Below are 19,199 nucleotides of genomic sequence, written 5' to 3' on the forward strand. Positions count from 1 at the left end.
ACGCTGGCTAGCCGCAGCGATGCTGTGCGCTTTATTGCCAGCCAGCGCGGCGGTATTGGCAAGTACGAACTGGTACTACGAGGTCGATAAACAGAGCCCTTGGCAAGGCGATCTAGATGCGCGAATAAGTGCTATTGAAGAAGTGTTTGGCGGCGCGCTAGGTGTTTATGTTCAGAACCTCGCAACAGGCGAGGCGTTCTCCTGGCGGGCAGATGCCCCCTGGTATTTGGCCTCGCTGATTAAAGTGCCCGTAGCGGCTCAGGTGCTGGCTGAACGCCAAGCTGGCACGCTCTCTCTGGATGATCGTCTTACGCTGGCACGCAGCGACTTTGTCGATGGCGCCGGGCCGGTCAACTGGCACGACCCCGGTACAACGATCTCGGTTCGTTATTTGATTGAGCAAATGATCACCGTCAGCGACAACACCGCCACGGATATGCTGATTGACCGTGTGGGCTTGGATGCCGTGAATGCCCGCGCCCGCCGTATGGTAGCCGCCAGCAACGGCAAGCCGGAGCACCTTGGCCCTATCAGCAAGCTGGTGGAAGTGCGCCAAGGCGTATATGGCCAGCTACACCCCGAGGCTCGCCAACTGGGCGGGTTAGATTTTATCGCCCTGCGCCAACACCGTGTGAACCAGCGCCCGGCCGCCTTGGCGCAAGCGCTGGATGTGGGTGAAGGGAGCTTTGAGCAGCCCGACTATGACCACGCCTTCGATGCCTACGAAGCCACCGGTGAAAACGTGGGCACGCTGCGCGCCTATGGCGACCTGCTGGCCAGCCTGCATCACGGTGGTATGGAGGATGTGAATGCCGAACAGCGCCAAACGCTGCTGGCGATCATGCAGCGGACCCAATCCGGCGAGCGGCGCTTGAAACAAGGCATGGGCAGCGAGTTCACCTTTGCGCACAAAACAGGCACGCAGCACCGGCGAAGCTGCGATGCCGGTATTGCATCGCGTGCCTCTCAAGCAGGTGACGCCGCCCATGGCCCCTGGGTCATCGTGGCGTGTACCCGTGGGCCGCTCTCGGTGCAGGCCCATGAGCGTGCCCTGGCGAGTGTGGGCGAAGCGCTGCGTTATAGCGGTGCCTTGGGTCACGACTAGCAGCGAGCGTGATAAACTGGCCTACCGTATTGGGTTTTTTATTGAGGAGTTTGTTATGGCACGTGCCAGCGCCCGTCATATTTTGGTAAGCAGTGAAGAGCAGTGCAACGCACTGAAACAAGAGATCGAGAACGGCCGCGATTTCGCGGATGTGGCCAAGCAGCACTCCAGCTGCCCTTCTGGCCGCCAGGGCGGCGACCTGGGCAGCTTTGGCCCCGGCCAAATGGTGCCGGAATTCGACAAAGTCGTCTTCAGCGGTGAGCTCAACAAAGTTCACGGGCCGGTTCAAACTCAGTTTGGCTATCACTTGCTCGAAATCACCAGCCGCACTTAATACCTTTTAAAGGCCGTCATGCACCGCGGCAGCCATGTCGCGGTGCCATTGGCATCGCGCTGCGCCGGTTCTGCGCTGGCCCGCGATGTAAGGAGCACGCCTTGAACGACCCCATCATTACCATCGATGGCCTGAATAAAACCTACGAAGGTGGCTTTCAGGCGCTCACCCGCGTGGATTTAACCATCCAGCGCGGCGAAATTTTTGCACTGCTCGGCCCGAACGGGGCGGGTAAAACTACGCTGATTAGCTTGGTATGTGGCCTGGTTAATCCCAGCGAAGGCCATGTTATCGTCGACGGCTTCGACAGCGTGCGCGATTACCGCCAAGCCCGCGAGCGAATTGGTCTTGTGCCGCAAGAACTCACCAATGAAGCGTTTGAAACGGTCTGGAACACGGTGAGCTTCAGCCGTGGCCTGTTTGGTAAATCCCCCAACCCCGCCCATATCGAAAAAGTGCTCAAGTCGCTCTCGCTGTGGGATAAACGACACAACCGCCTGATGACGCTCTCCGGCGGCATGAAGCGGCGGGTGCTGATTGCCAAGGCGCTCTCCCACGAGCCACGCATTCTATTTTTGGATGAGCCGACCGCCGGGGTGGACGTCGAACTACGGCGGGATATGTGGAACGTGGTACGCGGGCTGCGCGACGATGGGGTGACGATCATTCTCACCACCCACTACATTGAAGAAGCCGAAGAGATGGCCGACCGCATTGGCGTCATCAATCGCGGCGAGATCGTGCTGGTGGAAGAGAAAGCCGCGCTAATGAAAAAGCTGGGCAGCAAGCAGCTCACCCTGCAGCTCCACAGCCCGCTGGCAGAATTGCCGCCTGCGCTGGCGCAGGAAGAACTCAGCTTAACTGCCGACGGCTATGAGCTGGTGTACACCTACGATGGCCGTCAGGAAGAGGAGGGGCGAGGAATCTCTACCCTGTTAACGCAGCTAGAGCAGGCGGGCATCAGCTTTAAAGATTTACATACCCGGCAGAGCTCGCTGGAAGATATCTTCGTAGACCTGGTGAAGGAGCGCTCATGAACCTCTATCCCGTTCGTGCGATTTATATGGCGGAGATGGCCCGCACTCGCCGCACGCTGCTACAGAGCGTTGTCTCACCGGTGATCTCTACCTCGCTCTACTTTGTGGTGTTTGGCGCGGCGATTGGCTCGCGGATCAGCGAGATTGGTGGGGTGAGCTACGGCGCGTTTATCGTCCCTGGTTTGATTATGCTGATGCTGCTGACCCAGAGCGTCTCGAACGCCTCGTTTGGCATCTTTTTTCCCAAATTCTCCGGCAGCATCTATGAGATTTTGTCAGCGCCGATCTCCTATTTGGAGATTGTCGTGGGCTACGTAGGGGCGGCGGCCTCGAAATCGATACTGCTGGGGCTGATCATTCTCGGCACGTCCAGCTTCTTTGTGCCGCTTGAGATCGCCCACCCGTTCTGGATGCTGACGTTTCTGGTGCTGACCGCCGTCACCTTTAGCCTGCTGGGCTTTATCATCGGCATCTGGGCAGATGGCTTCGACAAGCTGCAGCTCGTGCCGCTGCTGGTGATTACACCGCTCACGTTCCTGGGCGGCAGCTTCTACTCCATCGATATGCTGCCTCCGTTTTGGCAGAGTGTGACCCTGGCGAATCCGGTGGTGTATCTCGTCAGCGGTTTCCGCTGGAGCTTCTACGGCATTAGCGATGTCAGCTTGGGCGCCAGCGTGGCGATGATTTTGCTGTTTTTGGCGGCAAGCCTTGCCACCATTGCCTGGATTTTCCGCACCGGTTACCGCTTAAAACCCTGATGCTGAAGTGACCTCTTCGACGTTTTTATAAAGGTAATGCCTGTTTATGCCGCTACTGCAAAGTACTGTTTACCGCCTTGAGCCATCCCTCGACGGCGAGCGCTTAAGTGTCACTGCCCCGCCTGCCGAGGCCGCTGCAGCCAGCGACGACACGGTGATGGCCAGCCTAGTGAATGCGCTAAACGATACCTACAACACCAAAGCGAAGGGTTGGGGGCGCTTTGCCGAGCAGGGCGAGCAGGCCGGGCCGCTGGTGGCGTGGCTCACGGCGTATCAAGCCGACGAGCAAACCTTTGCCCAACTGGCGAACGCCATTGCCGAGCGCTTAGCGCAAACGCTGCAGGGTCAGCTCTCGGTGGGCGGTTACTTGGTCATCGCTCATCTACAACAGGGCGACACGGAAACGCTGCTGATGGGCCTTATTCATCAGCGGGAAGGTATCGGCTTTAACGACGCGCACCACGCGGTGCCTGCCGCCCAACTAAACACCAGCCAACTCACCCTGGCAGCCCGCATAAACCTGACTCAGTGGCAGAGCGGTGCGGAAAGTACGCAGTACGTCTCGTTTCTAAAAGATCGGGGCGGTAAAAAGCTTGCCGATGGCGTAGCGGCGCTGCTGGGTATGGAGGAGGGCATTGATGCCCCCGCTGAAACCCGCACGCTGCTGAAAGCCTTTAGCGACTACGTCGAAAAAGAGGACCTGGACGACGACGCCAGCCGGGAAAAAACCGATACCCTGGTCGATTACGCCAACGAGCAGCTGCGCCGTGGCGAGCCCATGACGCTGGAAGAGCTTTCCGGGCTTGTGGATGAGAAACAGCCCAAGGCGTTTTACGACCATATTCGCAACGCCGACTACGGTCTTTCGCCGGAAATCCCACCGGACAAACGCACTATCAGCCAGTTTCGCCGCTTCACTGGGCGCTCTGGCGGCGTCTCGATCAGCTTTGATTCACACCTGCTGGGTTCCAGTATTGAGTATGACGAAACTCAGGACCGGCTGATCATCAAACAAGTGCCTAAACAGCTCAAAGAGCAGCTCGCCAAGCGTAAGGAGTGAGGGAGGATTACCCTTAATTAGATGGGCACTAAGCGCTATCTCGCAAGTCGAAGCGATAGGTTGGTTAACAGGAGAGAAGCCGTGCTGGATGCCATTAGTAACTTTTTTCAACGGGCGCTGGCGGAGCCAGAACAGCGTGAGAATCGAACTATTACGTTAGAGCTGGCCACCGCAGCGCTGCTGTGCGAAGTGATGCGCGCCGACTATGACCAAAGTGACGCCGAACGCGACGCGCTTAAACAGATGCTCATCACTCGCTACCGGTTAAGCAACAGCGAAGTCACCGAGTTAATGACGCTGGCGGAAGCGGAAGTCGACGATGCGGTGGATCACTATCAGTTCGTCAGCCTGATTAAGCAGCACTACGGCTACCCACAGCGCTGCGAGCTGGTGGCCTTAATGTGGCAGTTAGCCTGGGCAGACGGCAACATCGACCCGCTTGAAGAGCATCGTATACGGCGGCTGGCGGATCTTTTACACGTGAGCCACATCGACTTTATACGAAGCAAATTGCAGGCGGAGGAGCACCACAACCACAATGTATAACCGTAGCGAAGACACGACGTTAATGGATTTAATTGAATCTATAGAGAATATGGAGAAGGACGCGTCCCGGGTAAGCGTTAACGATGTGGTGAATGCCGTAGGCAGACGCTCTTTTGGACCGTTATTACTTGTCGCGGGGTTAATTACGCTGACGCCAATTATTGGCGATATACCTGGAATGCCGACACTGATGGCCGTGCTAGTGCTGTTGGTTTCAGTGCAGCTATTGGCAGGGCGAGAAGCGTTCTGGCTGCCCGGCTTTCTGCTAAAGCGCTCTCTTTCGCGGCAAAAATTTAACAAGGGTCTTCAGCTTATGAAGAAGCCTGCCCGCTGGGTGGACGGGCTTTTACGCGTGCGCTTACCGTGGCTTACTGGCTATATCGGTATTCGCGTGACGGCCCTGATCTGTTTAATGATTGCGTTAGCCATGCCGCCAATGGAATTCATTCCCTTCTCTGCCAATGGTGCTGGCCTGGCGCTGGTGCTGCTTGGATTAGGGCTGGTTGCGCGTGATGGCATCGTGTTACTGCTGGGATTGGCGCTGTTTGGTGCTACCTGCACATTAATCGCGATGAATGTTTAATAAGGAACCTGATATGCCTAATGTTTCACCACCAACGCCACCTAAGCGGCCAGACGAGCAGAATCACTGGGAGCGACGCATTGAAACCACGCTATGGAACTCGCGCTTTCTTGTCATGCTGGCGGTGGTGCCCAGCCTATTAGGCTCACTGATGCTGTTTATCGTTGGTACGCTGGATATTTTAACCGTGGTGGGTGACGTGCTGCGCTACTACCTGATTGACAGCTCCATAGATATTCACGACACCTTGGTGCCTGACATCATCATTGCTGTTGATGTTTATTTAATCGCGATTGTGCTGCTGATCTTCGGGCTAGGCATTTATCGGCTGTTTGTCTCTCGTATCGACCAAGCAGAAGTGAGTTCTCCAAAGCATCCGTTTAACGTAGGCTCACTCGATCAACTCAAGGACAAAATTGCTCGTGTGGTGATTTTGGCAGTGATTATCGAGTTTTTCCGAGCGGTCGTTGATATCCGCTTTAGTACGCCGCTGGAGGCGATCTACTTGGCGCTTTCGGTGCTGGCTCTCGCCGCAGCGCTGTATTTAATGAGCTTGGGGCATAAGGATGAGTAGCTACTCCTCTGACAGCAGGTCAATCACTAACTGGTTTAGCCGCTGCTGAAACTGTCCGCCCGGAGAGGGTGGCGTTGGGTCGGACGTTATCACCACCGTCATTTCCCGCTCCGGGATTACATAGAGCGCCTGACCACCGTAGCCCCTGCCGTAATACACTGGCACATCCGCTAGAGTGGTGATAAACCACCCAAAGCCGTAGCCATCACCTGTCCACTGAGATTCTCCTCTGGCTGTCCACGAGTCTTCAACCCAGCCTTCTGGCAGCACCCGCTGACTCTCTCCGCTGTCATCAAAGACCATGCCATCGTTACGATAAAGCTCGCCTATTTCTATTAGCGCCCTGGGCGAAAGCTGCATATCGTTGCCGCCAAAGTAGATGCCCTGGGGGTCGCGCAGCCAGGGAGGAATGGCGATGCTTAGCGGCTCACCCAGCAAACGTTGCGCAATGGCGTGAGTGGTGTCACCGCTCGCTTGAGTAAGCGCGGCAGAAAGCAAATGGCTGGTGCCTGTTGAATAAAGCATGCGGCCACCAGGCTCATCCACAAATGGGCGGGAGAGTGCGTTATTCACCCAATTGTTGCTGGCGACCCAAGCGCTGTAGTTGCTGCCGGAGGTGCGCTCTAAGCCAGCCTGCTGTGCCAATAAGTGCGCCACGGTAATATCGTTCACCTGTGGGTCTACGCCGTTGGGTAGCGAGCCTAAAAGCGTCACCAAGGTTTGCTCGGTAGATTCGATCACTCCCGCCTCAATCGCCGCGCCGGTTACCGCAGCGAGGACGGTTTTGGAAAGCGATTTGATATTCGCAGGCGCAGACGTGCCGGGACCGCCCTGGTGAATTTCGTGAACGATATTGCCCTGATAAGCGATTACCACCGTATGCACGGGGGATAGCGCGGCGGCTTGCTGATTGAGTGCCTGCAACGCATGGGGGCTGGGTGCCTGGGCTGCCGCCACAGCGCTTAACAACAGAGAAATAGCGCCACAGGAAATAGCGTGACCAAATAAACGCATCGTAGCACCTCGATAAGACAAGTGGCGGAGCAAGCAAAGATTCGAGGCTAAGATGTCAGAGAGGTTCCATTACGAAAAAGTGAGTATTACGCAAAAAGCGGGAAAGCCTGCTAGGCTTGGGTAGTTAGCTTCAAGGTAAGCAACCCTTTGATTTATCGGAAACGCAATAAGCAAGGAGTGCCGTCATGCGTAGCATTATTTATATCGTAGGTTTAATTGTGGTGGTTTTATTTGTTCTGTCGCTGCTCGGCCTGCGTTAATTTAGTACGCCCTGTTTAAGCCGCAAATTAAGCGCCCGCAGCTAGTTGGTTTTAACTAGAGCCTGCGGGCGTTTTGTATTTTAAATACCGTTTTTAGTAAAAACGATGCCACACATTGGCGTTCAATAAGTGCTAAGCACAATCTGCCGCCCCTTGACCAAACATATCGAACATTATCTCCCGACCCATAGCGGTGAGTACAAAACGCTGATAATCATTAAATTCAGCTGCTTCGCTCTCTGTCAGCACCCGCTGGCAAGTTTGCCAATTATCATGCTGCGCGCTCAGTTGATTAAGCTCACGCTGAGTGAGGCCGCGTTGAGGTAAGGTGAGAGTCTCAAGCACATAGCCGTTGTCGTAAAGCAGTTCGGCAACGGTGGAGAGACAATGGCGAAGGCTGCGCTGCACATGGTAAGCGGCTGTAGCCACTTGGGGTGCGGGCTGGAACACCGGGGAGGGCATAGTTTTCTCCTGCAAACAGAACCAAAACGGGCTTGCTGCAGTGCATTATAAAGCAATCAGGGTGTTAGACCAAGGTCTAAAAATAGCCAGCTGCAAGGCTTTGCTTTACATACGGTAACTATTAGATGCTTAAAATTTTCCTTTACTGCTTAAGTTTAGGGTTTAATAGCCGATATATTAAATTATTACTCGACTTCAACATATAAGTAGCGTCAAAGCAGTAGAGGGCGTTAAAAAAAGGACGATATCGTATGGCTTCCATTTCATCACTTGGCATTGGCTCAGGGCTAGACCTAAATGGTTTACTGGATCAGTTGCAGGAGGCTGAGCGGGGCAAGCTGGAACCTATAGAGCGTCAACTGGAATCTCAGCAAACTAAAATTTCTGCCTATGGGCAGCTCAAGAGCGCGCTCTCACAGTTTCAAACGGCCTCAGCGGCGCTAAATGATAGCTCGCTCTATGAGAGCCTCTCTACCAGTGTAGGCGGAGAAGCCATTACCGCCACGGCAGATGGCGAAGCGCAGCCCGGCAGCTACAACGTAACGGTCGACAAATTAGCGACCGCGGGCACATTAGCCACGGGGCGTATCAATGCATCAGATGTTCCACTAGTTGATGCTGACACCATTCTGACATTGAATTTCACAGGCCAAGAGCAAGATAGCGTTAATATCAACGTTGCACAGGGTGATAGCCTGGAAGATATTCGCGATGCCATTAATGCCAAGGAGGGCAGCGGTGTTTTGGCGTCAGTGATCAATGATGGTGAAGGTTATCGCTTGGCTCTTAGTTCGTCTGAAACCGGTGCCGATGCGTCGATTTCAAGCAGCAACTTCAATGATGTTATCAATGTTACCCCCACTGATACTGAGGTCATTCAACCTGGCCAAAATGCCTCGTTAAACGTTAACGGCATTACTATCACAAGCCCCACCAACCAAGTTGAAGGGGCGATTCAAGGCGTGACGCTCAACCTTCAGGCTGAAGGTGATAGTACCGTTGCGGTTGAACAAGATACCCGCGCTGTGCGTGAAGCGATTACCGGCTTTGTCGATGCCTACAATGACCTAAAAGGCACTATGGGCGAACTCACCAGCTTTAATGCAGAAACAGGTGCTGCAGGCGAGCTTTTAGGTGATAGTGCTGTGCGCACGGTGGAGTCCCGGTTGCGTAGCGTGCTGAGTGGCGGTGTAGAAGGCCAGTTCTCTATGCTCACTGATATCGGTATTTCGCTGCAGCGAGACGGCACGCTGGAAATTGATAGCGGCAAATTAGACGATGCCATTGCTAACGATCAGGATGCTCTCTCGGCCTTCTTTGCAGGTAGTGCGGATAATGAGGGCATGGCAGGCCAGGTTAACCAAACCCTTGAGCAGTTGTTAAGCTCTAACGGAACGGTGACAGGCGCGATCTCTGGCGCTGAAAACCGCTCGGAGTCGTTGGTAGAACGTTACACGCGTATGGAGCAATCCATCGAGCAGACTATTTCACGCTACCGTACTCAGTTTGGTCAGTTGGATGGCATGATCGCCCAAATGAACCAAACCAGTGATTACCTCACTCAGCAGTTCGATGCACTGGATGCTCAGCTGGGCCGTAGTTAACCGCCGCTAGTGAGTATCGAACGCCTGCGTTAAGCAGGCGTTTTTATTTGATAAGCCTAACGCTTTCTTTGAAAGCCTGGAAAAGCGCTAAAGGTGTGCGCTTTTCGGTCGATAGGGATATTATCTTCTTCTTCATTGGCGCACACTCAAGATGACAGCGTGCGCCATTCCAGTGGTTGAAAATGGCTTTTTGACTTAGCCGTGGTTTAGCTTTTGCACTGAGGAAACCCTGCATGGCGACAATAACCTCTCTTGGCGTTGGTTCTGGCCTTGACTTAACTGGGCTGCTTGATCAGCTGCAAGAAGCCGAGCGGGGCAAGCTTGCACCCATTACGCTTCAGAAAAAACAGCAGCAGGCGAAAATTTCCGCTTTTGGGCAGCTGCAAACCTCACTGAATGCTTTCCAAGACTCAGTTGCAAAAATCAACGATCCTAAGCTTTATCAAAGCCTTTCTGCTAGCGTGCGGGGCGATGCTGTCAAAGCTACCACTACTGCCGATGCGCTGCCGGGAAGCTACCGTGTGGAGGTTTCGAAACTTGCTACTTCTGGCACGCTAGCCTCTAGCAGAATTACTGAAGGAAAAAATGAAGCGCTAGACCTGCAGGGCGCCACGGCGATGCGGCTTAATTTTGGCGGTGCTGACTCAGTGGATATCGCCATTGCCCCTGGCAGCACGCTTTCTGAGATTCGTGATGCTATTAACGCCAACAAAGATGCCGGTGTTAATGCCACTATTATTAACGACGGCCAAGGCTACCGGCTCGCCCTAAGTTCTAAAGATACGGGAGCTGCCGCCTCCATTGATGGCTTTAGCTTTATTGATGCTAGCCAAGACCCTGTGGGAGCGGTGGCAGGCCCCTTCACAGAAGATGCTGGCACTAGGAACGGTGGTAAAGACGCCGAGCTAAAAGTAAACGGCATTACCATTACCAGCGATAAAAACCAAATAGAAGGGGCTATCCAGGGCGTAACCCTCAACTTGGCCGAGCTAAGTATTGCCGAAGGTGAAACTGCTTCTAGCACTATTACCGTAGAGCGCGATACGCTAAAGCAGCGTGAAGCGATTAACGGTTTTGTAAAAGCGTATAACGACTTAAAAGGCACCATTGGTAAGTTGACCAGCTTCAGTGGCGACAGCGAAACCGCCGGTGAGCTGGTTGGCGACAGCACCGTACGCACTATTGAGTCGCGTCTGCGCAGTGTACTGACGGGTGGGGAAACCGGAGGTGAGCTTTCTACCCTGAGTCAGCTGGGCATTACTCTGCAGCGGGATGGAAAATTAAAAGTAGAAGACGATAAACTAAACGACCTGGTTGCTAACAACCCTCAGGCGCTTAAGGACTTCTTTGCCGGCGATAAAGACATCAACGGTTTAGCTGGTAAGTTGACGAATAGCATAGAGCAGATGCTTGGCAGTAATGGCGTGGTTAAACTGGCGATTAGCGGTGCAGAAAATCGCGTCAAAAGTCTAGACGATCGATTTGAGCGTATGGAAAAAAGCATTGAGGGCACCATCGCTCGATACCGTAAGCAGTTCAGTCAGTTAGACGGCATGATCGCACAGATGAATAGTATGAGTAGCTACCTTACCCAGCAGTTCGATGCGCTCGATGCCCAGTTGGGGCGTAAAAGGTAATAACTAAACATAAACATGCCCAATTTTTTAATGTAGATCCGTCGCTTGCGCAGGTGTTGAGGATGGCGTGCTCGTCTGTCCAGCAAGTTGCCATTTGGCCGCTTAGTGGCCTATACGTTTGATGGCAGAGTTTAATGCGCAAGCAGCTAACAACAACACCCGAAGCGTTCTACAGGTAATCAGCTTAACGTCGCGATGGCATCAATATGCTTTATATTCATTTTTGGTATATACACTGCTGAATAAAGAACTTCCAGCCCTTTACCGCCAACGGTAGGCTCTACCCATTGTACCATCCGGTCAAGCGTCTGCTTTTAGCAGGCGCTTTTGGCGTTTTGAAAAGGTGAGTTATGGCTATAACCTCTGCTGCGAATCCCATGAACTACCGCGTACCGATACTCGCCACGGCGGCCATTGTGCTGGGCGCGTTGATCATTGGCGTGGTGTTCAGCGCCAATACCGGGTTGCTGATGATTGTCGGTGGCCTGTTTGGCATGGTGCTATACCATGCGGCGTTTGGCTTTACCTCTGCATGGCGGGTGTTTATCACTGAAAGACGCGGACGTGGTTTGCGCGCGCAGATGATTATGTTGGCGATTGCAGTTGTGCTGTTTTTCCCTGCACTTGGTGCGGGGTCGCTGTTTGGTACCGACGTGCGAGGGTTTGTGGCCCCTATTGGCATTTCAGTGCTATTTGGGGCATTTATTTTTGGGGTGGGTATGCAGCTAGGCGGCGGCTGTGCGTCGGGCACGCTGTTCACCGCCGGTGGTGGTAATGCTCGTATGCTGATCACGCTGCTTTTCTTTATTGTCGGTTCGGTGATTGGCTCAGCGCACTTTACCTGGTGGCAGAGTCTGCCCGCATTTCAACCGGTATCGCTGGTGAATGTGGCAGGGGTAGGCGGGGGTATTGGTATTAGCCTGGTGTTGTTTACCGCTATTACCGTGTTTACCGTGATCATGGAAAAACGCCGCCACGGCCATCTGGAGCAAGCACCCCGGGTAGACAAGCCCGGCGTAGAGCGATGGCTTACTGGCCCGTGGCCACTCGTGGCGGGGGCGGTAGCCCTCGCGCTGCTTAACTTTGCTACGCTGGCGTTGGCAGGCCGTCCTTGGGGTATCACAGCAGCGTTTGCGCTGTGGGGAGCTAAAGGCTTTGAACTAGTGGGTGGCGATGTTAGCCAGTGGGGCTACTGGCAGTCACCGGGTAATGCAGCTGCGTTAGACGCAAGCGTATGGAGTGACATCACCACGGTAATGAATGTGGGCATTATGTTAGGCGCATTGGCAGCGGCAAGTTTGGCAGGTCGTTTTGCGCCTAACTTCCGTATTCCTTTTAAGTCCCTGCTGGCGGCTGTGATCGGCGGTATCCTGCTTGGCTACGGCGCACGCTTAGCGTTTGGCTGCAACATTGGGGCGTACTTCAGCGGTATTGCTTCCGGCAGCTTACACGGCTGGGTATGGATGGTCGCGGCCTTTGCGGGGAATATGGTAGGGGTCAAACTTCGGCCTTTCTTCTTTACCGGCGAGGCTGCGCGTAAGCCCGTGGCAAAAACCTGCTAAAGGCGGTTATGCCTTAATCGCCAAGCCCCAGCGCTGTGTCCACAGTGCTGGGGCTTTTTCGTTCACCACATCACGTTATATGGCCGGCTGAGAGATACTCGAAAAACGGCAGATTTTATTCGTAGCCCTGTTGTAAAAACACAACATGACCTACGTTTATAGTCGCTCCGTGTTACATTACTACATATTCTGTATGCGCTTGACATTATTGCGGCGCAGCATCTGTTCGCCATAGGGCGCCAACAGTATGTGTCAGAAGTAAGTGCCAACCATATGTGCGAAAGGGCGCCTAAAAGAGCGCTCATAGAAAACACGAAAACAGTGTATTGATATAAAAGTAGAGAGTGCCATGACCCCCCAAGAGAAACGTCCCCTTTATATTCCCTATGCTGGCCCCTCACTGCTTGAAATGCCGCTATTGAATAAAGGCAGTGCCTTTACCCATGAGGAGCGGCTAGCATTTAATTTGATTGGTTTGTTGCCTCAAAAAGTAGAAACCATTGATGACCAGCTAGAGCGGGCGTACCGCCAATACCGTCAGTGCAATAGTGATCTTGAAAAGCATATTCATCTGCGCGCTATCCAAGACGATAATGAAACGCTGTATTTTCGTTTGGTCTCTCAGCATCTAGAAGAGATGCTGCCGATTATCTACACGCCTACGGTGGGCAAGGCGTGTCAGGAGTTCTCTAATATTTACCGCAATCACCGGGGGCTGTTTATCAGTTACCCGGATCGCGAGCATATGGACGATATCCTGCGCAGTGCCACTAAAGATAACGTTAAAGTCATCGTGGTGACCGACGGCGAGCGGATTCTAGGCCTAGGTGATCAGGGTATCGGCGGCATGGGAATTCCCATTGGTAAGCTGGCGCTGTATACCGCCTGCGGCGGCATTAGCCCGGCGTATACGCTGCCGATCATGATTGATGTGGGCACCAATAATAAAGCGCTGCTGGATGACCCGATGTATATGGGCTGGCGCCATGAACGAGTAGGGCAAGACGAGTACGATGCCTTTATGGCGGAGTTTATTACGGCGGTGAAGCGTCGTTGGCCTAACGTGTTGCTTCAGTTTGAAGATTTTGCTCAAGCAAACGCGGTGCCGCTGCTTGAGCGTTACCGTGATGAGCTGTGCTGTTTCAACGATGATGTGCAGGGCACCGCCTCCGTTGTGGTGGGCACGCTAATGGCGGCCTGCCAAGCCCGTGAAGAAACGATCGCCCAGCAGCGTGTGGTGTTTGTCGGCGGCGGTTCAGCGGGCTGCGGCATTGCTGAGCAGGTGATTGTGTCGATGCAAGCCGAGGGATTGACAGAGAGCGAGGCGCGCGCACGCATTTTTGTCGTTGATCGTGAAGGCTTAATGACATCGGATCAGTCTTGGCAGCGGGATTTCCAACGCCGTCTAGCCCACGACCCAGCGCTGGTGGCAGAGTGGGGTGGTCAAGGTTTGGAAGAGACCATTGCGCATATTAAGCCCACTATTTTGATTGGTGTTTGTGGCCAGCGGGGAATCTTCACCGAACAAGTAGTGCGCACCATGCACGCAGGCTGCGAGCACCCGGTCATTATGCCGCTTTCGAACCCCACCTCCCAGGCGGAAGCGGTGCCGGAAGATATTATTCGCTGGACCGATGGCCAAGCGCTGGTTGCAACGGGGAGCCCTTTTGCACCGGTAGTGCACAATGGTCGCACCTATCCTATTGCGCAGTGCAATAATGCGTATATTTTCCCCGGTATTGGCCTGGGCGTGGTCGCTGCGCGGGCAAGCCGCGTCACTGATGAGATGTTAATGAGTGCTTCCCGTGCGCTTGCCCGCGAGGCACCGCTGGTCAAAGAGGGCAAAGGCGCACTGTTGCCGCCGCTGTCGCGTATCCGTGATATTAGCAAGTCGATTGCTTTTGAGGTGGCGGCGCAAGCGCAGCAAAATGGAGTGGCGCTTAAAACCAGTGGCACGGTGCTGCGTGAACGGATTGAAAGCGCAAGCTGGTCACCGGAGTACCGTACCTACCGCCGTCGTGCGTTCTAAGTCAGCTAGCTACGTCTGAGCACAAAAAAAACCCCCACCGAGGTGGGGGCATGCAAGCATTGGTAGGTTTTACCCTTAGGCTGCGCCGATCATTTTGCGCAGCACGTAGTGAAGGATACCACCGTGACGGAAGTAAGCCAGTTCGTTGACCGTATCAATTCGGCACTTGGCATCAACGGTATGTTCGTCGTCACCGTTTTTGATCACCACCTGCACGGTGCTACCGGGGCTTAAATCGCTTAATCCTGCGATTGATATCTCCTCATCGCCGGTCAGTCCTAGCGTTTCGCGGCTTTCCCCTTCGGGGAACTGCAGCGGCACCACACCCATGCCAATGAGGTTAGAGCGGTGTATACGCTCAAAGGATTCGGCAATCACCGCGCGCACGCCTAATAAGCGAGTGCCTTTGGCCGCCCAATCCCGCGAGGAGCCGGTGCCGTACTCTTTACCAGCAATCACCACTAGCGGTACACCTTCCTCTTTGTACTTCATGGCGGCGTCATAAATCGCCATCTGTTCGCCGCTGGGCACGTGGCGCGTTTCGCCGCCTACCACGCCGTCCAGCATCTCGTTTTTAATCCGTACGTTGGCGAAGGTGCCGCGCATCATCACTTCATGGTTACCACGACGCGAACCGTAGGAGTTGAAGTCGACGGGCTTCACGCCGTGCTCTTGTAGATAGCGCCCGGCAGGGCTGTCGGGCTTGATAGAACCGGCAGGTGAGATGTGGTCGGTAGTGACGGAGTCGCCCAGCATCGCCAACACTCGGGCACTGTGTACATCTTCGATAGCATCCGGTTCGCGACCCATGCCTTCAAAGAAATTTGGATGCTGAATGTAGGTGGACTCGGGCCACTGGTACACCTTGCTATCTGACACGTTGATTGCTTTCCAAACGTCGTCACCTTCAAACACCGCGCCGTATTCTTTGCGGAACATCTCGGTGTTGACCTTCTCGACAGCGTTGGCAATCTCTGCTTGAGTGGGCCAAATGTCTTTAAGGTAGACCGGCTCGCCGTTGCTGCCTTCGCCAATCGGCTCTTGTGTAAGGTCACGCTGAACGTTACCCGCCAGGGCATAAGCAACAACTAGGGGGGGAGAGGCCAGCCAGTTGGTTTTCACCAGCGGATGAACGCGGCCTTCGAAGTTACGGTTACCGGATAGCACTGACGCGACGGCTAGATTGCCATCGTTAATCGCCTGCTCAATCTCATCCGGCAGTGGGCCTGAGTTACCGATACAGGTGGTGCAGCCGTAACCGACCAAGTTGAAACCTAGGGCATCCAAATCGTCGTTAAGCCCAGCGGCGGCCAGGTAGTCGGTGACCACTTTGGAGCCGGGTGCCAGTGAGGTTTTCACCCATGGCTGGGTGGTCAGGCCCTTTTCCCGCGCCTTACGGGCCAGCAAGCCTGCCGCCATCATAACGCTAGGGTTGGAAGTGTTAGTACACGAAGTAATAGCAGCGATGACTACCGCGCCGGGGTCAAGGCTGAAGTCATGGTCATTCAGCTTGACAGCTTGGCTCGTGTCATGTTCAAAGCTGCGCTCTACGCCCACGGCGGTTTGGCCGCCTTCAGAGGAGAATTTGCCTTTGGCCGTCGAGTCGGCTTTGGTGTCTTCCTGCAAAAATTTATCGAAGGCCGCCGCCATGTCTTGAAGCGCCACCCGGTCTTGAGGACGTTTGGGGCCTGCGAGGCTGGCTTCCACCTCGGTCATGTCTAGATGCAGCGCATCGGTGAAGATCGGCTCGTCGTTGGGCTCGCGCCACAGACCCTGGGCTTTGCTATAAGCTTCCACCAGCGCGACTTGGCTATCTTCGCGGCCGGTTAGACGCAGATAGTTGAGCGTTTCTTCGTCAACTGGGAAGAAACCACAGGTGGCGCCGTACTCAGGAGCCATATTGGCAATGGTCGCGCGATCTGCCAGCGGCAGATCTTTCAAACCGTCGCCGTAGAACTCAACAAACTTACCGACAACGCCTTTTTTACGCAGCATTTCGGTAACGGTGAGCACTAGGTCAGTGGCGGTGATGCCTTCACGTAATTTGCCGGTCAATTTAAAGCCAATGACCTCGGGGATCAGCATCGATACCGGCTGGCCGAGCATGGCCGCTTCGGCTTCAATGCCGCCTACGCCCCAGCCGAGTACGCCCAGGCCATTAATCATGGTGGTGTGGGAGTCGGTGCCAACGAGGGTGTCCGGGTAGGCAAGGGTTTTGCCGTCTTCCTCTTTGGTCCAGACGGTGCGGCCTAAATACTCGAGGTTGACCTGGTGACAAATACCGGTGCCGGGGGGCACAACGCTGAAGTTATCAAACGCCTGCTGGCCCCAGCGCAGAAACTCATAACGCTCGCGGTTGCGCTGCATTTCGATATCAACGTTTTGTTGGAATGCGGCGGGGTTGCCAAACTTGTCGACCATGACCGAGTGGTCGATGACCAAGTCAACGGGGGTTAGCGGATTGATCTTCGCTGGGTCTTCGCCGAGCTTTTCAACGGCAGCGCGCATGGAGGCTAAATCCACCACGCCGGGGACACCGGTGAAATCCTGCATCAACACCCGGGCCGGGCGGTAGCCAATTTCCCGGCTGGATTTAGCCTCTTTTTGCCAGTCTATCAACGCCTGAATGTCGTCGACGTCGACGCTTTCATCGTCGGCAAAGCGCAGCTGGTTTTCGAGTAGAATTTTGAGCGTTTTGGGAAGCCGATCGATGTTGCCAAGGGCTTCAGCGGCTTTGGGCAGGCTGTAATAGTGGTACGTCTGGTTGCCTACCTCTAACGTATGCTGCGTATCGGGTATTTTGCTCATGGCTTTCTCCTCTGATTGCTTAGCGTAGTGTCTTCGCACTGACGATGCGTGTCGGTCTCTGCTTTCCCCAGTATGGCTCACCTGACTAATAGCGCTGTTAATAGTGCTTCCTTCTACCCACAGTACATGGTGTTTCACCCATGGCTTTCAAGTCATCTTCGCCTAATAGCCTAGGTTAACCCTTGTAATTGCTTGTACTTGACGCCATTTCAGGCAGACTCTCTTTCAACAAATTCTGGCAACGAACTCTGCTCAATTGTGACCAAAGGTGGTGTCATGGAAACGCGTCATGAACGTTTGATTATTTTGGGCTCCGGCCCTGCTGGTTATACTGCGGCGGTGTATGCAGCGCGCGCTAACTTAAAGCCGCTGTTGATCACCGGGTTACAGGCGGGTGGCCAGTTGACCACCACCACTGACGTGGATAATTGGCCTGGCGATGCCCAAGGTGTACAAGGGCCAGAGCTAATGGAGCGTATGAAGCAGCATGCCGAGCGCTTTAACACGGAAGTGTTGTTTGATCACATCAACGAGGTCAGCTTGGGTGAAAAACCGTACACCTTGAAAGGGGATAGCGGTACTTACACCTGCGATGCATTGATTATTGCCACCGGTGCTAGCGCCCGTTACCTCGGCTTGCCCACGGAGCAGCAGTTTATGGGGCAAGGGGTGTCGGCCTGCGCGACCTGCGATGGCTTCTTCTATCGCAACCAGGAAGTGATTGTGGTGGGCGGCGGCAACACCGCCGTTGAGGAAGCGTTATATCTATCCAACATCGCGTCCAAGGTTACTCTGGTGCATCGCCGCGATACGCTGCGAGCAGAAAAAATCCTTCAGGACAAACTATTTGAGAAAGCGGAAGCTGGCAAAATTGCCCTCGAATGGTTCTATGAAGTCGAGGAAGTGTTGGGGGATAACAGCGGTGTCACCGGCGTGCGCGTTAAGTCCACCAAAGATGGGTCGACCAAAGAAATTCATGCACCGGGACTGTTTATCGCTATCGGCCATAGCCCCAATACCGGTATTTTTGAAGGCCAGCTTGAAATGAACGGCGGGTATATCAAGGTGAATTCTGGCCTGGAAGGCAACGCAACGGCGACGAGTGTGCCGGGTGTGTTCGCCTGTGGAGACGTGATGGATCATATCTATCGCCAGGCGATTACTTCAGCAGGCAGCGGCTGCATGGCGGCACTGGATGCTGAGCGCTATTTGGATGGTATTGCGTAATTAGGCACATGCCACCAGCTATTGATAGGTCTCATTAGTCAGCACAGCTAATGGGATCTTCTTCTACCCTTGCGCGGCCTAGATTGCTGACTACTAAGCTTTTACCTGATGTGCTGGTTTGTTCATTAGTGGGGCATATAGAGTAGGTGCTGTTGAAGCCAGTAGTATGTCCCATCGCACTGTACTTGATGCGGCTATGACCACTCTTGGTAACGTCAACACCTGATGTTGGTGGAAATACCCTGACTACTTCACTATCGTCAATTCCCGATGTTTTATCACCTATCACCACCATGACAGAGTTATTCCAGTCACCGTTACAGGCCGTTCTGCCTTCATTGGCAGGGCAAACCGTCACGTCACTGCGCTGTGTAATCGCCGTATTGCGCGCCAGCGTTAGCGCTGTTTGTAAGCGATTTACTTCGCTGGCGACCGCCGAACGCTCTCCCAATGCTTGAAAGCTGGGAAGCCCCCAGGCCGCCAGTATTCCCATTAAGGCTAATGTGATGAGTAGCTCTATGAGCGTAAACCCTGTTGTTTTAGCGTGTAATGGGGATCGAATATGCGGCATGACGTCTCTCAGTGGCTTGACCTAATGG

Annotated in this window: 17 protein-coding genes; 13 read left to right on the top strand and 4 right to left on the bottom strand. The window is 54.2% G+C overall.

The window, feature by feature from the left end; all coding sequences use genetic code 11:
- Nucleotides 1-19 precede the first annotated feature (19 nt).
- The 8 genes from LG301_RS01680 to LG301_RS01715 all read left to right on the top strand — a co-directional run bounded on the left by LG301_RS01680 (nt 20) and on the right by LG301_RS01715 (nt 5,997).
- Entirely contained in the window at nt 20-1,105 is a 1,086-nt protein-coding gene (locus tag LG301_RS01680; RefSeq protein WP_404475135.1) for a serine hydrolase, read from the top strand.
- Between the two features lie 55 nt (nt 1,106-1,160).
- Complete coding sequence (locus LG301_RS01685; protein WP_016915098.1) at nt 1,161-1,439, top strand: peptidylprolyl isomerase; 279 nt, start codon at nt 1,161-1,163, stop codon at nt 1,437-1,439.
- A gap of 101 nt (nt 1,440-1,540) precedes the next feature.
- Nucleotides 1,541-2,476: an ABC transporter ATP-binding protein gene (locus tag LG301_RS01690; protein ID WP_228168759.1), complete on the top strand. Its 936-nt coding sequence runs from the start codon at nt 1,541-1,543 to the stop codon at nt 2,474-2,476.
- Complete coding sequence (locus LG301_RS01695) at nt 2,473-3,234, top strand: ABC transporter permease (protein WP_404472859.1); 762 nt, start codon at nt 2,473-2,475, stop codon at nt 3,232-3,234. Before LG301_RS01690 ends, LG301_RS01695 begins: the two co-directional genes overlap by 4 nt.
- 46 nt (nt 3,235-3,280) lie before the next feature.
- Nucleotides 3,281-4,294, top strand: coding sequence for a nucleoid-associated protein (locus tag LG301_RS01700; RefSeq protein ID WP_404472861.1), 1,014 nt, complete (start codon nt 3,281-3,283; stop codon nt 4,292-4,294).
- Between the two features lie 81 nt (nt 4,295-4,375).
- Nucleotides 4,376-4,840: a TerB family tellurite resistance protein gene (locus LG301_RS01705; RefSeq protein WP_404472863.1), complete on the top strand. Its 465-nt coding sequence runs from the start codon at nt 4,376-4,378 to the stop codon at nt 4,838-4,840.
- Nucleotides 4,833-5,423 carry an exopolysaccharide biosynthesis protein gene (locus LG301_RS01710; protein WP_404472865.1) on the top strand — a complete coding sequence of 197 codons (591 nt, stop codon included), beginning with the start codon at nt 4,833-4,835 and terminating at the stop codon, nt 5,421-5,423. The genes LG301_RS01705 and LG301_RS01710 overlap by 8 nt, the downstream gene beginning before the upstream one ends.
- A 13-nt stretch (nt 5,424-5,436) precedes the next feature.
- Nucleotides 5,437-5,997, top strand: coding sequence for a YqhA family protein (locus LG301_RS01715; RefSeq protein ID WP_404472867.1), 561 nt, complete (start codon nt 5,437-5,439; stop codon nt 5,995-5,997).
- Here LG301_RS01715 and LG301_RS01720 read toward each other — a convergent pair whose 3' ends face one another.
- The gene (locus LG301_RS01720) at nt 5,998-7,011 is read right to left on the bottom strand and encodes a serine hydrolase domain-containing protein (protein ID WP_404472868.1); all 1,014 of its coding nucleotides are present in this window, start codon (nt 7,009-7,011) and stop codon (nt 5,998-6,000) included.
- Nucleotides 7,012-7,403: 392 nt separating this feature from the next.
- Nucleotides 7,404-7,733: a hypothetical protein gene (locus tag LG301_RS01725; protein ID WP_404472870.1), complete on the bottom strand. Its 330-nt coding sequence runs from the start codon at nt 7,731-7,733 to the stop codon at nt 7,404-7,406.
- A 251-nt stretch (nt 7,734-7,984) separates the two neighbouring features.
- Here LG301_RS01725 and fliD (LG301_RS01730) point away from each other — a divergent pair, with 251 nt between their 5' ends.
- From fliD (LG301_RS01730) to LG301_RS01745, 4 genes are all read left to right on the top strand, one after another.
- Nucleotides 7,985-9,337: a flagellar filament capping protein FliD gene (gene fliD, locus LG301_RS01730; protein ID WP_404472872.1), complete on the top strand. Its 1,353-nt coding sequence runs from the start codon at nt 7,985-7,987 to the stop codon at nt 9,335-9,337.
- A gap of 233 nt (nt 9,338-9,570) precedes the next feature.
- Nucleotides 9,571-10,974 carry a flagellar filament capping protein FliD gene (gene fliD / locus LG301_RS01735; RefSeq protein WP_404472874.1) on the top strand — a complete coding sequence of 468 codons (1,404 nt, stop codon included), beginning with the start codon at nt 9,571-9,573 and terminating at the stop codon, nt 10,972-10,974.
- Nucleotides 10,975-11,324: 350 nt separating this feature from the next.
- Complete coding sequence (locus LG301_RS01740; protein ID WP_404472876.1) at nt 11,325-12,536, top strand: YeeE/YedE family protein; 1,212 nt, start codon at nt 11,325-11,327, stop codon at nt 12,534-12,536.
- Nucleotides 12,537-12,885: 349 nt separating this feature from the next.
- Nucleotides 12,886-14,565 (top strand): NAD-dependent malic enzyme, encoded by a 1,680-nt coding sequence (locus LG301_RS01745; RefSeq protein ID WP_404472878.1) that lies wholly within the window; start codon nt 12,886-12,888, stop codon nt 14,563-14,565.
- A 75-nt stretch (nt 14,566-14,640) separates the two neighbouring features.
- Here LG301_RS01745 and acnA read toward each other — a convergent pair whose 3' ends face one another.
- The gene (acnA, locus tag LG301_RS01750; RefSeq protein WP_404472880.1) at nt 14,641-17,373 is read right to left on the bottom strand and encodes an aconitate hydratase AcnA; all 2,733 of its coding nucleotides are present in this window, start codon (nt 17,371-17,373) and stop codon (nt 14,641-14,643) included.
- A 276-nt stretch (nt 17,374-17,649) separates the two neighbouring features.
- Here acnA and trxB point away from each other — a divergent pair, with 276 nt between their 5' ends.
- Nucleotides 17,650-18,600, top strand: a complete 951-nt coding sequence (gene trxB, locus LG301_RS01755) for a thioredoxin-disulfide reductase (protein ID WP_404472882.1) — start codon at nt 17,650-17,652, stop codon at nt 18,598-18,600.
- Nucleotides 18,601-18,634: 34 nt separating this feature from the next.
- On the opposite strand, the gene LG301_RS01760 is transcribed toward trxB, so the two are convergent.
- Nucleotides 18,635-19,171: a GspH/FimT family pseudopilin gene (locus tag LG301_RS01760; RefSeq protein WP_404472884.1), complete on the bottom strand. Its 537-nt coding sequence runs from the start codon at nt 19,169-19,171 to the stop codon at nt 18,635-18,637.
- Nucleotides 19,172-19,199: the final 28 nt, after the last annotated feature.

This window comes from Vreelandella venusta, assembly GCF_044809155.1.
GTDB lineage: Bacteria > Pseudomonadota > Gammaproteobacteria > Pseudomonadales > Halomonadaceae > Vreelandella > Vreelandella venusta_B.

Coding starts and splice junctions, on each gene's coding strand:
- LG301_RS01745 (WP_404472878.1), top strand. CDS start 12,886: ATGACCCCCCAAGAGAAACGTCCCCTTTATATTCCCTATGCTGGCCCC.
- fliD (WP_404472872.1), top strand. CDS start 7,985: ATGGCTTCCATTTCATCACTTGGCATTGGCTCAGGGCTAGACCTAAAT.
- LG301_RS01710 (WP_404472865.1), top strand. CDS start 4,833: ATGTATAACCGTAGCGAAGACACGACGTTAATGGATTTAATTGAATCT.
- fliD (WP_404472874.1), top strand. CDS start 9,571: ATGGCGACAATAACCTCTCTTGGCGTTGGTTCTGGCCTTGACTTAACT.
- LG301_RS01725 (WP_404472870.1), bottom strand. CDS start 7,733: ATGCCCTCCCCGGTGTTCCAGCCCGCACCCCAAGTGGCTACAGCCGCT.
- LG301_RS01700 (WP_404472861.1), top strand. CDS start 3,281: ATGCCGCTACTGCAAAGTACTGTTTACCGCCTTGAGCCATCCCTCGAC.
- trxB (WP_404472882.1), top strand. CDS start 17,650: ATGGAAACGCGTCATGAACGTTTGATTATTTTGGGCTCCGGCCCTGCT.
- acnA (WP_404472880.1), bottom strand. CDS start 17,373: ATGAGCAAAATACCCGATACGCAGCATACGTTAGAGGTAGGCAACCAG.
- LG301_RS01760 (WP_404472884.1), bottom strand. CDS start 19,171: ATGCCGCATATTCGATCCCCATTACACGCTAAAACAACAGGGTTTACG.
- LG301_RS01680 (WP_404475135.1), top strand. CDS start 20: ATGCTGTGCGCTTTATTGCCAGCCAGCGCGGCGGTATTGGCAAGTACG.
- LG301_RS01715 (WP_404472867.1), top strand. CDS start 5,437: ATGCCTAATGTTTCACCACCAACGCCACCTAAGCGGCCAGACGAGCAG.
- LG301_RS01695 (WP_404472859.1), top strand. CDS start 2,473: ATGAACCTCTATCCCGTTCGTGCGATTTATATGGCGGAGATGGCCCGC.
- LG301_RS01685 (WP_016915098.1), top strand. CDS start 1,161: ATGGCACGTGCCAGCGCCCGTCATATTTTGGTAAGCAGTGAAGAGCAG.
- LG301_RS01720 (WP_404472868.1), bottom strand. CDS start 7,011: ATGCGTTTATTTGGTCACGCTATTTCCTGTGGCGCTATTTCTCTGTTG.
- LG301_RS01740 (WP_404472876.1), top strand. CDS start 11,325: ATGGCTATAACCTCTGCTGCGAATCCCATGAACTACCGCGTACCGATA.